Raw genomic sequence first — 12,918 nt, forward strand, 5'->3', positions numbered from 1 at the left:
CCCTTCTCAGGGGTGACCGCTGTCGGCCGCCCGAGCAGAGCTCCTTATACGGTGGCGCGGTCCACACCGGACCAGCAGGCCGGCACGTCCTGCGCGGTGCCGTGGCGCAGGCACGGCGGGCCGTGCGCCGCCTCGAGGCCGCCGGCCACCCCGTCGGCCGCACCACCGCAGCTGTACGCTCCTGCCAAGGCGGCAGGGTGGCGCAGCCATTGCCGCTACGCGCAGCACCTGACGGGCAGCCCGCTCGCGCTGCTGGACGTCTGTGAGCACGTGCGCCGCCGCTGTGCCGCCGTGGTGAAGGTGGAGCCGGGCGAGGAGGCGGTGTGGCGGGTAGCGACCGGCCTCGAAGACGACGGCTCCGTCGGCACCGGCTCGGCGGAGCGGGTCAGCCGGTTCAACTGGGTACGACGCAGCCGCGGGTAGCCCGTCGCGGAGAAGGAAGCCGTCGGTCAGTCCGTCGCGGGCGCCCCCCGCTCCGCCCGGCTGCGCTCCACGCAGAACTCGTTGCCCTCCGGGTCCGCGAGAAGGGCCCACCCGGTGCCGTCGGGCCTGCGCCGGTCGGCGACCAGCGTGGCGCCGAGGGCGAGCAGCCGCTCGACCTCCTCGTCCCGGGTACGGTCCTGCGGCTCGAGGTCGAGGTGCACCCGGTTCTTGATCGTCTTGGCCTCCGGCACGGTGACGAAGAGCAGACCCGCGCCCTTGATCAACGCCTCCTCGTCACCGGGCTTGTCCTCGTCCTGGAGCGGCATGCCGAGCACCTCGGACCAGAAAAGGCCGACGGCGTAGGCGTCGGAGCAGTCGATCGTCACGTGGCGAATGGCAGAAGTCATGCGGGGATTGTTGTGCACGGCCCGACCCGCGGCAACGCGAATACGCTCCCCACGGAGGCCCCGGGCGGCCACGCCCGCCGGATCCCGCCGGTGCGCCCGCTCCGCCGGGTCCGCCCGGTGCGGCAAGCGCAGGAATTCCCTTCCGTCCCGGCAACCCTTCTCCGCCCCCGTGGCAACAACGACCTACGCCAAACCGCTGACCGGGGCCTCGCCGACCACGACGACCCTGCGGATCGCCCGTCTCAAGCCCTGACCCGTACGGCGTCCCCCGACAGGGTCACCCGGACCTCGGAGCCGTCGCTCCAGCGCACCCGGATCCCGTCCGGCCCCTCCGCCCGCACGGAAACCGTCTCCTCCAGGGGGCCGGTCTCCGGCTCGGCGGTGAGCCGGGCGAGCGCGACGAAGAGGGTGCCGCCGTCCCCCGCGGTACCCGCGAGGGCGGCGGCCTCCCCGTCGGAGGCCGCCAGGCCGTGGACCGGGACCAGTTCCGCCCGGAGCCCGTCCCCGGCGTGCCATCCGGTGACCCGGACCGGCGTGCCCGGAGCGGCCCCCGTCACCAGATGCGCCCGCACCTCCGTCGCCCCGCGCGCCAGCAGCACACTCGTCACCCGTGCCCCGCCGCCCGCGGTGTGCCGCGAGGCCGCCCAGCCGTCCCCGGCGCCCAGCGGCTCGATCCCCGTACGCCCCGGGTCTCCCCCGACGACCACACTGTTGTCGTACGAGGGGGAGGGCGCCGTCACCGTCGAGTACGCCAGTCGGGTGTAGTACGGGTCGTAGCGGACGTCCTCGCTGCCGTGGTTGTGCAGCCGGACCACGCCGTCCGCGCGTGTGGACTGGAGCAGCCAGTTGGGCGCGGCGACCGGGGTCACCGCGTCCTCGCGCTCCGCCGGGCCCGGCTCCTCCGTGGCCGTCCACACCTCGTGGTCCGGCGGGAGCAGCAGGCCGAGGAACCCCTTGCTCGCCCAGTAGGGGGAGGCGGGGCCCGAGTAGCCCTGGAGGACGGCGGGATCGGGGCCGTGCCAGCCGAGGGTGAGCAGCCCGCGCTCGTCCACGGCGTCCCGCTCCAGGAAGTACTTCAGCGCCCCCGAGGCCAGCCGGCGGGTCTCGCCGGACGGCAGCGGGGTGTGACCGGTGAGGGCGCCCAGCCAGAGCGGGGCGGTGGTCGCGAAGCGATAGGTGAGGGAGCGGCCCTGGTGCATCGGGGCGCCGTCGCCGCCGAACAGCCGGGCGTAGTCGGCGAGGTGGGTCCGGAGTCGGCTTCCGTATACCGTCAGCAGTCGACTGTCGTCGGCGAGCCAGGCGTGCAGCACCGGATACAGGTGCATCGCCCAGCCGTTGTAGTAGTCGTACTTGCGGCCGTCGCCGTCCGTGTACCAGCCGCCGCCGACGTACCACTGCTCGATCCTTCCCAGCCCGCGGTCGACCGCCTTGCCGGCCGCCTCGCTCTCGTGACCGATCTCCTGGAGGAAGCCGCCGACCGTGACGGGGAACAACTCCCAGTTGCAGGGCCAGGGTTCGGCGGTCAGCGCGTCACCGAGCCAGTGCGCGGCGCGCTGCCGGACGTCGTCGTCGAGGCGGTCCCAGAGCAGGGGGCGGGTCAGCCGCAGGGCGAGGGCGACGGACGCGGCCTCGACGAGCGGCTGGCCGCGGTCCTCGATGCGCGGCCAGACGCCCCGGACGCCGGCCGCGAGTCCGTCGGCGTACCGCTCCAGGGCCGTCTCGTCGCGGCGGAACGCGGCGAGCAGCAGGGTGCGGGCGTACCCCTCCAGTCCGTCGGAAAGACGGCCCGACCAGCTCTGCCGGTCGCCGGGGAAGTGGTAGAGGGCCCGGTCCTCGGTGGCGTACGGCTCCACCGCGGCCAGCAGCGCGTCGGCGGCGGCCTCCCAGTGGACGCGGGTGAAGCCGGTACGGGGGCTGAGGGCGGGGTCGGGCGGCGGCAGGTGCATCGGTGGTTTCTCTCTCGGCGCGGTGGGTCGGGGCGGGTCAGGCCCTGGGGGCGTCCCGGTTCCGGTCGGGGCGCCCCCAGGAGTTCATCCCACCCGCACGGTGCCCCGGGGCACCAGGTGCTGGGCGACGAGCTCGTCGCGGACCAGGCCCGCGTAGACCGTGGCTCCGTGCACGGAGGTGTGCGTGTTGTCGCGCTTCTCGGTGTACAGGTACAGCGCCTTGGAGCCCTCCACGCCCAGGGACTCCACCAGCGCCTTGGTCCGGGCGGTGAGGTCGATCAGCGGTACGTCCCGGGCGGCGGCGACCGAGCGGATCACCGCCGGGTGGTCGACGCCGAGTCCGTTGACCAGCAGGGCCGTTCCGTTGTTCAGTGTGCCGTCGGCGCTGAACCAGCGGCGCACGATCGGGGTGACGAGGACGGGCCTGCCGCCCTTCTCCCGCACCCCCGCCACCAGTGTCTCCAGGTTCGCGCGGTACGTCACCTCGTCGGTCGTCTTGTCGTTGTGCGCCAGCTGGATCAGCACCAGGTCGCCGGGGCGGATCAGCGGCTGGACCGTCGCCCAGAGCTGCGGGTTCCCCAGATAGGTGACCGTACTCTCGCCGGAATCGGCGTAGTTGGCGACCGAGACGCCCCGGCGCAGATACTGCGGCAGCTCCTGGCCCCAGCCGGTGTAGGGGTCGCCGGGCTGGTCGCAGACGGTGGAGTCGCCGACCAGGAGGATCTGCCGGGCGTGCCGGGCGGGGGTGACCCGGATGTCCGCGAGGGCGGGTGCGGTGCCGCCGAGTGCCAGGTCCAGTCCGGGAGTTCCCTCTGCGCCGGTCGGTTCGCCCTCCGGCGTACGGACGTTCACCGTGAAGCTGCGGACGAGGCGTTCCCCGGCCGGGACCGCCGTCTCGGCGAGCAGGGCACGCCGGGTCTCCCCGCTGACGGAGGTGCTGGAGTCGGTGTCGGCGCCGAGGACGACCCGGACGTCGTAGGTGCCGGGCGGGACGTCGAAGTGGCAGGCGCCGGCGGAGCAGTGGTCGGTGCCGAGGGGTGCGGGGCGGTGGTCGTGCGCCCGCGCGGTGGCGGGGAGCGCCGTGAGGACCGCGGTCAGGGCCAGTGCGGTCGGCACGGCGAGGGTGAAACGTCTCACTGAGGCTCCTCCGTCACGGCGGCAGTCCTGGCGGCTGGACCGTACCGCCATTGACAAGCGCTTTCTAGACCCTGAACCGATTTCACGAGATTGCCAACCTCCCCCGAGCGAAAGCCCTTTCGCGAAATCGTTTCAACTGTCACTCTCTCCCACACCCGCACACCCCACACCTCCCGAAGGAGGCTCCCCCATGTCCGGATCCGACAGCCACCCGGTCCGACGCCGTACCTTCGTGCTCTCCGCCGCGGCCGCGGCCGGCACGGCCGCCCTCGCCGGCCCCCTCGCCTCCCCCGCCTCCGCGGCGGGCTTCGGCTGGAGCGACGACGGCTCGAACTACGTCGTCGACACCGGCGCGAGCCTGGTCTTCAAGGTCGGCAAGACCAACGGCGACCTCACCTCGCTGGTCTACAGGGGCACCGAGTACCAGGGCTACGACGGCAAGAACTCGCACATCGAGTCCGGGCTCGGCACCTCGACGGTGACGATCGCCCAGTCCGGCGCGACGATCCTGATCTCGGTCACCCACGGCACGCTCAAGCACTACTACGCGGCTCGCAGCGGCGAGAACAACGTGTACCTCTGGACCAACAAGGCCGACACCTCGGTCTCGGCCACCCGCTACATCGTCCGGGTGAAGAAGGGCCTGTTCCTCAACGACCAGCCCGACTCCTACACCTACACGTCCTCCACCATCGAGGCCTCGGACGTGTTCGCGAAGTCCGACGGCCAGACGCGCTCCAAGCACTACGCCAAGGTGCGGGTGATCGACTACGCCTACACCGGATGGTCCACCGGATCCGTCGGACTGTGGATCGTCCGCAGCAACCACGAGAAGGCATCCGGCGGGCCCTTCTACCGCTCGCTCCTGCGCCACCAGAGCGCCGACGGCGGGGGCCTGTACGAGATCCTCTACTACGGCGAGAACCAGACCGAGGCCCAGCGCTTCGGCCTCCAGGGCCCGTACGTCATCGCCTTCACCGACGGCGGCGCCCCCTCCTCCTCCCTCTACCCGGGCACCCTCACCACGTCCTGGGCGGACTCCCTCGGCATCTCCGGGTACGTCTCCGCGAGCGGCCGGGGCCGGGTGGCCGGCGTGGGCATCAGCGGCCGCAACACGGCGTACGCGTACACGGTCGGGCTCGCCAACTCGGCCGCCCAGTACTGGGGGCCGGCGCGGGCCTCGGACGGCTACTTCTCCATCGGCGGGGCACTGCCGGGGACGTACACGCTGACCGTCTACAAGGGCGAGCTGGCTGTATACAGTACGCAGGTGACGGTGTCCGCCGGTGGGACCACCACCCTCAACACGATCGCGATCCCGTCCTCCAACGACCCGGGCAACGCCGCTGCCATCTGGCGGATCGGGGACTGGAACGGCACGCCCGGCGGCTTCAAGAACGCCGACCTGATGACGTACGCGCACCCCTCCGACGTACGGGCCGCCTCCTGGACGGGCAACGTGGTCATCGGCAGCGGCACCGAGACCTCCGCCTTCCCCTGCTATCTGTGGAAGGACGTCAACAGCGGCATCATCGTCCACTTCCGGCTGACCGCGGCCCAGGCCGCCGCCGCGCACACCCTGCGCATCGGCGTGACGACGGCCTACGCCAACGGCCGGCCGCAGATCGTCGTCAACGACACCTGGACCTCGGCCGTGCCCTCCCCGCCCACCCAGCCGAGCACCCGGTCCCTGACCGTGGGGTCCTACCGGGGCAACAACCACACCTTCACCTACAGCGTGCCGGCGTCCGCCTGGCTGACGGACACCGGCGCCTACAACCAGCTGAAGATCTACGTGGCGAGCGGCTCGGGGACGACGTCCTTCCTCAGCGCGGGCACATCGATCGACGCGATCGACCTGCTCGCCTGACGTCACGTCATCAGCCTCGTGTCCACTGCTGGTTCGTGCCGCCGTTGCAGGTGTACGTGATGATCGCGGCCGAGTCGGCGGTGGACCCGCCGTTGACGTCGAGGCATTCGCCGCTCGCCCGGGACTTGATGTTCACATAGCTGCCGCTGGTGGTCAGGGACCACTGCTGGGTGGTGGCCGAGGAGTCGCAGTCCTCCTGGGTGACGGTCGCGGAGTCCTCCTGCACGCACAGCGAGCTCTGCCGGGTGACCAGCTGGTAGTAGCCGCTGCCGACCGCCTTGAACCAGTACTTCTGGTTGTTGCCGCCGTTGCAGGTGTACTGCTTGATCTGGGCGCCCTGCCAGAGCGACTGGCTGGTCACGTCGGCGCACTTGGACGAGTGACGGGCGACCAGCGTGTTGTAGGTGGCGCTGGTGCCGGTCACCGTCCCGGCGGCCGTGTCGACGGCGACCTCCGGGTACCAGGACATCGACATGGTGGTCGTGGTCGGGAAGGTCAGCGGCAGCCACACGTAGCGGGAGTCGTTGACGGTGCCGCCGAAGGAGTTGCCCCAGCGGTCGCCCATGTACAGGTACGACGTCCCCGAAGTGCCCTGGACGGGAAGGACGTACGCGGTCTGCGAGCCGTAGGTGGTGGAGTCGCCGACGTTCGCCATCGACGTCCAGGGGCCGGCCGGGCTGGTGGCGGTGGCGTACTGCTGCTGGTTGGCGCTCCAGCCGGTGGCGCCCGAAGTCAGCATGAAGTAGACGCCGTTGCGCTTGAACAGGGCCGGCGCCTCACGGTGTCCGCCCGCCCAGGGGTTGGCGACCAGGCTGTCGATCGCGGTGTAGTCGGCGGTCAGCCGGTAGATGTGCAGGTCGTAGTTCTCGTTCGCGGCGGACACCATGTAACCGGTTCCGTCGGTGTCCACGAACGTGGTGATGTCCCGGGACATGTAGGAGCCGAGGGGGCGGAAGCTGCCCTGGTAGGTGTAGGTGCCGTCGACGGTGTCGGAGACGGCGACGGCCGCGCGGGCCTCGCTGTAGTCGGTGCCGTTCTCCTTGTGCATCCACATCACGAACTTGCCGGTGGAGGCGTTGTAGACGACCTTGGGCCGCTCGATGTAGGCGGTGCCGAGCTCGGAGGCGCTGGACTGGGTCAGGACGTGGTTCCTGAACTCCCAGTTCTTCAGGTCGGTGGAGCGGTAGGCGTCCACGTACCGGAAGGTGTTGTCCGCGTTGCGGTCCTCACCGAACCAGTAGTAGTAACTGCCGACCTTGATGACCCCGCCGCCGTGCGCGTGCACGACGGCGCCGGAAGTGTCGGTGAACTGAACGCCGTTGGGGACGGTCACGGATGCCGCCCGGGCGGGACCGGCGGTGGCGAGGGCGCCGATCAGCGCCAGACAGAGGGCGAGCAGGGTGGCGTACACACGTCTCATGGGGATACCTCTCGGGGAACGACCACCTTCACGGACTACAGGTGTGTTCGAAGCTGCGGGTGGGTGGGATCGGCGGCTACGTTCGAGAATGCGAACAACATGTGGAATGACGAACGCCGAAAAGGTAAGGGTGTGTTACCAGCAGGTCAACGGGTCTGACGGGACTTGATAGAAAGCCTTTTCTGGAGGAGCGCGGCGAGACCCGGAGGATTCCAGCGGCACGGCGAATTTCTGTTATCGGCGGCGCTGCCGTACCGTCTCCGACCCGTGCGCAGCCCCCTCCACACCTCAGCAGCGGCCGCCGGCGCCCTCGCGGCCGTCGCCGCCCTCCTGGCCACCGCTCCCCCGGCCGTGGCCGCCGGCACCCGGGACGTCACCGCCGACGTGCTGGCCGACCGGGACGTGACCCTCACCGGCGACACGATGATCACCGTGCCCTCCGGGACGACGACGTACGACGGCGTCCTGCGCGGCGAGGGAACACTCACCGTCCGCGGCGGCGGAACGCTGGTCCTCACCAAGGACAGTGACTTCACCCTGCCGAAGGCCCGGCAGCGGCAGACCGTACGCACCCAGGGCGGCAACCACCCGTACACGACGGTCACCCGCCCCGACCCGCCCGCGATCACGGTCGAGCGCGGCACAACACTCCAGTACGGCACCGGCGGCGGCACGGGGCTGATCGGCCATTTCCCGTACGACACCCCCGGATACCGGCTCAATCAGCTCAACATCCGCGTCGACGGCACCCTCCGCCTCTCCCTCACCCGCACCTTCAACATCGGCACGATCAGCGGCTCCGGCCTGGTCACCCAGCCGCGCGGCATGTGGGGCACCCTGGACCTGGCGGGCACCCACCCCTTCTCCGGGGTCATCGACAACGGCACCGGCATGGCCGTAGGCCGCCCCGAGTACCCCGTGGCGCTGCCCTCCGTGCGCGCCGTCGTCAACCAGGGCTCCTGGATCATCGACACCCCGCTGAACCAGACGATCACCCTGCGCCAGGACTTCTACCAGCGCGCATACGGCAGTGACGTCAACGTCCACACCCGGCCCGGCAGCAAGGTGGTCCTCACCGGGCAGTACAGCTACAGCGACCGGGGCGGGGACACCCATCCGTCGCTCAGCGACCCGGGACTCAACTGGCGTCCCGTACCCCACCAGTTGAACAAGCGGGGCACCAACATCGAAGGCGCGGACGTCCAATGGGGCGACGGCACCACGCACCGGATCTTCATGCCCGGCACCAAGGACACCGTCTACATCAACCTGCACGAACGCAGCGGCCGCCGCTCTTTGCTCACGTTCGACTACAACGGGCCCGTGACGCTCGGCGCACCGATCGGCGGCGGCCAGTACCACGACACGCTCGCGGCACCCGGCGCCGGGGACGTCGTGATCGCCGGCACCAAGGGCAACGACGTCACCTTCGCCGCCGCCCAGCACTACGACGGCTCCACGACCGTGCAGCGGGGCGCCGTGCTGAGGCTCGGCTCGGGAGCGGCGGGCGGCGACGGTTCGCTGCTCACCGGCACGGCGCGGCGGCGGATCGTGAACGACGGGACCCTCGTCGTGCGGAACACCACCACGCCCGTCTCGCTGTCGGGCATCGGCGGCAGCGGCGCGCTGGTCCAGTCCGGCACGGCGACCACGACGCTCACCGGATCCTCCGTGACCTACACGGGGACGACGACCGTCCGCAAGGGCACCCTGGCCCTGCGCGGCGGCGCAAGCCTCGCCGACAGCCGTGCGATACACCTGACTTCGGCATCCTCCCGGCTGGACACGGGAGGCACCGCCCTGCGCGTGCTGAGCGCCCTCGACGGCAGGGGCACGGTCGAGGGGGCGGTCGTCAACCGGGGTGTCGTCACCGGCGGTTTGACGGTGAGCGGTGACTACGCGCAGAACCCCGAAGGGCAACTCGTCCTGGGCACGGAACCGTTGAAGGTCAGCGGCCGGGTCCGGCTGGGCGGGGACCTCGATCTGTCGAAGGAGGCCGCGAGCACCGAGAACGGGCGAGCCACCGGGACCGGCAGGGCGGGCAAGGCGGGCAGAGTCGGCGAGGAGGATCTCACCGTCCTCGACCACACCGGGCGCGGTGCGGTCTCCGGCACCTTCGACGGGCTGCGGGAAGGCGCCGAGGTGCGACTCGGTGACACCGTCTACCGGATCAGCTACCGGGGCGGCGACGGCAACGACGTGGTCCTCACCGCCGACGCCGCCGGCTCCTCCCCCTCCGCGGCCGGCCGGTCGGCCGCCTCCCACGCGGCGTCGGTGGAGACCCGCGGCGCGAACAGCGGGATGAGCAGCGGGATGGGGTCGTGGCCGTACGTACTCGCCGCGGGTCTGCTCGCGGGCCTCGGCATGCCGATGACCCTACGGAGACGGTCCCGGCCCCGGCGCGGGGGCGGGGGCGGACGGCACGCGGCGTAGGAATCACGCACCCTGCGGACCGGCGCGCCCTGACAGATCCGGCGGACGGTGGGGGCGGCGGGGGCGGCGAGCAGCCCCACCGGCGACGGACGGAACGAGGGCAGCTCACAAGCTGGGGATAGGAACGCATCCGTCAAGGCCGGCGGCGTCTTCCCGCCCGGTGGGCCCTCTGTTCACGAGGTGGACGGGAGGGGCCTTTCGTGGTGCCTTCGACTAGCGTCATGTCATGACCAGCGACACCCTTTTCCCCTCCGGCGCCCCGCTCGCCGAGGCGCTCGCCGCAGGAACCGTCGTCCTCGACGGCGGCATGTCCAACCAGCTGGAGTCCGCCGGACACGACCTGAGCGACGAGCTCTGGTCCGCGCGGCTGCTGGCCGAACGGCCCGAGGCGATCACCGAGGCCCACCTCGCCTACTTCGAGGCGGGCGCGAACGTGGCGATCACCTCCAGCTACCAGGCCACCTTCGAGGGCTTCGCCGAGCGCGGCATCGCGCACGAGGAGTCCGCCCGGCTGCTGGCCCAGAGCGTGGAACTGGCCCGCGAGGCCGCCCGTCAGGCCCGGGACAAGGGGATCACCCAGCCCCTGTGGGTGGCCGCGTCGGTGGGCCCGTACGGCGCGATGCTCGCGGACGGCTCCGAGTACCGGGGTCGCTACGGGCTGAGCGTGGCGGAGCTGGAACGCTTCCACCGGCCCCGGCTGGAGGTCCTGGCCGCCGCCGCGCCCGATGTGCTGGCGCTGGAGACCGTCCCCGACGCCGAGGAGGCCGAGGCGCTGCTGCGCGCGGTGCGGGGGCTGGGGGTGCCGGCCTGGCTTTCGTATACGGTCGACGGCGTACGGACGCGGGCCGGTCAGCCGCTGGACGAGGCGTTCGCCCTGGCCGCCGAGGCCGACGAGGTGATCGCGGTGGGCGTGAACTGCTGCGCCCCCGAGGACGTCGACGCCGCCGTGGCGACGGCCGCCCGGGTCACGGGCAAGCCGGTCGTCGTCTATCCCAACAGCGGAGAGTCCTGGGACGCGCAGGCCCGTACCTGGAAGGGCCGCTCCTCCTTCGCCCCCGAGCAGGTCCTCGGCTGGCGGGACGCGGGCGCGCGGCTGATCGGCGGCTGCTGCCGGGTCGGCCCCGAGGCGGTGGCCTCGGTCGCACGGACTCTGACCGCGGCGTAGTTCCCCTGCCCGCGACCGCCACGACCTGCCGGCCTCCGGCGGCACTCGCGGGGCCCGTGAGGCCAGTGAGACCAGCGACGTGACGGACGTACGGTGGGGGCGTCAGTCGCGCTGCACCCCACCTGAGCGGCGTAGCCGGCGTACCGCCGACCTGAGTTCCGCGGTGCGGATGATCCGGCCGCCGCCGAGCGGGCCCGGGGGCGTGGTCGGTAGGGCGGCCGGAGCAGGGGGCTGGGGCGGGGTGGGGCCGGCGGGGACGGTCCACAGATCCAGTTCGCGGTCCCGGAGACCGTAGGCGGTATACGATCCGCCGTCGTCTGTATACGGCATACCGTCCCCTGTCCGCCGTACACGGTGGCCCGCATCCGACGCCTCCGCCTCCCCGGCCGTCACGCTCTCCCCTGCCCCGAACACCCGTACGGGGTGTCGCTCGTCCCAGGTCTCCCACCCCGGATCGCCCGTCGCCACGAACCGCGCCCATGCCGAGTGCATGGCGTCGGCCAGTTCCTGCGGTACGTCCTCACCGGCGAGTTTCGCGGACTCGGGTGTGTGGCCGGTGTCGAAGACGAAGCCGAGTTCGAGCGCGTGGCAGGCGCCGAGGCCGGGGCGCTGCGAGGGCCAGGCGAACTCGTAGACGTACGAGGTTCCGGGGCGGGCGTCGGCCAGGCGGTGCAGCGGCCGGCGCAGCAGGTGGTCGGTGACCATCTGCCCCACGATCTCTGCGGTGCCGGCCTCGGGGTGCAGGGTGCGGTAGCCGCGCGGCACCTCGTGGCCGCAGTGGCAGCGGGCCATGGCGCCGGCGAGGGCGACGGCGCCGAGCCGGTCGATGCGATCCAGCAGGCCGCCGGGGACCAGCCAGAGCCGGTATTCGTCCCTGGTCCAGCCGAGGAGGAGGTCGCATCCGGGGGCGGCTTCGCCGTCGACGAGGGCCTGCAGCGGGTCACGCGGGACGAGGTCGCCGTCGACGACGATGCCGAAGGCGGGACCGCCGACCACGGGGCTGCTGAGCCGGCCGACGTCGGCCTGGGTGCGCAGCAGCAGGTCGCGGTCGACGGCCGCGAAGGCCTCGGCGGTGGCCGGGATCTTCAGCCGCGTGGCCATCCGGCGCACCATGCGGCGTACCTTGTCGCGTTCGGAGGCTTCCGGCGGCCCGCTCTGCAGGACCGCCCGCCGGAACAGACCCCGGGCCTGGGGGGCGGCGATCAGCGCGCCGACGCTGATGGCACCGGCGGACTGTCCGGCCAGGGTGACCCTGTCGGGGTCGCCGCCGAAGGCCCTGATGGACCGGTGGACCCAGTGCAGGGCGGCGAAGCTGGTCGCGCAGGCCGGGGTTGGCGGGGGCGTCGGGGAACAGCCCGTAGCCCTCGACGCCGAGCCGGTAGTTGACCGAGACGAAGACGATGCCGTCGCGGGCGAAGTGCCGTCCGTCGTACACGGGCACGGCGGAGGAACCCCTGGTCAGCGCGCCGCCGTGCAGCCACACCAGGACGGGGAGGCGGGCGTCGTGGCCGGGGTCGGGCGTCCAGACGTTGAGGTTGAGGCAGTCGTCGCCGGGCACGACCGGGTCGGAGAGGTACTGGGCGAAGGCATCGGAGTACGGCGGTTTCGGCGGCGTCGCCCCGAAGGCGCCCGCGTCGCGGACCCCCTCCCAGGGTTCCGGCGGCTCGGGCGGCCGGAAGCGGAGGGGGCCGAAGGGGGGTGCCGCGTAGGGGATGCCCCGGAACACGGCGATGCCCCGCTCGGATCGTCCGCGGACGGCCCCGTAAGGGGTGGCGACGACCGGGTCGGGGTCCTGCCGTTCCTCCGCCGCGGGGTTCTCGCGGTCTGCCGTCATCTGCCCACCAGCCCTTCGCAGCGCTCGTGCACCGGTATCACCAGAGCACCACACCCGTGCGGGGTATTCCGGTGCACGAACCCGTAAAGGGGCTGTTCGGCGTACCTGAGGGTGCCGAGACCCCCGGGGGCCGGCTCGGAGGACTCTTGGTGCGGTGCGGTGCGGTGCGGTGGCGGTGGCGGTGGTGCGGTGCGGTGCGGTGGGTGCGGTGATCGGTCCGACCGATTGACCATGTCTCCGGGGGGCACCTACGGTAGAAAGCGTTTTTCAGAAAACGTTTCCT

General features: G+C 71.8%; 8 protein-coding genes and 1 pseudogene. 4 read left to right on the forward strand and 5 right to left on the reverse strand.

Annotated elements, in window-relative coordinates:
• The first annotated feature begins 51 nt into the window (after positions 1-51).
• Positions 52-423, forward strand: a complete 372-nt coding sequence (locus U5640_RS07850) for a hypothetical protein (RefSeq protein WP_340375063.1) — start codon at positions 52-54, stop codon at positions 421-423.
• A 26-nt stretch (positions 424-449) separates the two neighbouring features.
• On the opposite strand, the gene U5640_RS07855 is transcribed toward U5640_RS07850, so the two are convergent.
• From U5640_RS07855 to U5640_RS07865, 3 genes are all read right to left on the reverse strand, one after another.
• Positions 450-830: a VOC family protein gene (locus U5640_RS07855; RefSeq protein WP_340375064.1), complete on the reverse strand. Its 381-nt coding sequence runs from the start codon at positions 828-830 to the stop codon at positions 450-452.
• A gap of 242 nt (positions 831-1,072) precedes the next feature.
• A complete protein-coding gene (locus U5640_RS07860) occupies positions 1,073-2,776 on the reverse strand; it encodes a DUF2264 domain-containing protein (protein ID WP_340375065.1) in 1,704 nt (567 codons plus the stop codon).
• Positions 2,777-2,860: 84 nt separating this feature from the next.
• Positions 2,861-3,913, reverse strand: coding sequence for a rhamnogalacturonan acetylesterase (locus U5640_RS07865; RefSeq protein WP_340375066.1), 1,053 nt, complete (start codon positions 3,911-3,913; stop codon positions 2,861-2,863).
• Positions 3,914-4,103: 190 nt separating this feature from the next.
• On the opposite strand from U5640_RS07865, the gene U5640_RS07870 reads away from it, so the two are divergent.
• Positions 4,104-5,783, forward strand: a complete 1,680-nt coding sequence (locus U5640_RS07870; RefSeq protein WP_340375067.1) for a rhamnogalacturonan lyase B N-terminal domain-containing protein — start codon at positions 4,104-4,106, stop codon at positions 5,781-5,783.
• A 10-nt stretch (positions 5,784-5,793) separates the two neighbouring features.
• Here the strand turns inward: U5640_RS07870 and U5640_RS07875 are convergent, their stop codons facing one another.
• Positions 5,794-7,203, reverse strand: a complete 1,410-nt coding sequence (locus tag U5640_RS07875; protein WP_340375068.1) for an RICIN domain-containing protein — start codon at positions 7,201-7,203, stop codon at positions 5,794-5,796.
• 267 nt (positions 7,204-7,470) lie between these two features.
• Here U5640_RS07875 and U5640_RS07880 point away from each other — a divergent pair, with 267 nt between their 5' ends.
• Together U5640_RS07880 and mmuM are read left to right on the forward strand one after the other, a co-directional pair.
• A complete protein-coding gene (locus U5640_RS07880) occupies positions 7,471-9,636 on the forward strand; it encodes an autotransporter (protein WP_340375069.1) in 2,166 nt (721 codons plus the stop codon).
• Between the two features lie 226 nt (positions 9,637-9,862).
• A complete protein-coding gene (mmuM, locus tag U5640_RS07885) occupies positions 9,863-10,801 on the forward strand; it encodes a homocysteine S-methyltransferase (protein ID WP_340375070.1) in 939 nt (312 codons plus the stop codon).
• Positions 10,802-10,903: 102 nt separating this feature from the next.
• On the opposite strand, the pseudogene U5640_RS07890 reads toward mmuM, so the two are convergent.
• A pseudogene (locus U5640_RS07890) lies at positions 10,904-12,635 on the reverse strand (carboxylesterase family protein).
• Positions 12,636-12,918: the final 283 nt, after the last annotated feature.

The organism is Streptomyces sp. SS7 (assembly GCF_037993025.1).
Classification (GTDB): Bacteria; Actinomycetota; Actinomycetes; order Streptomycetales; family Streptomycetaceae; genus Streptomyces.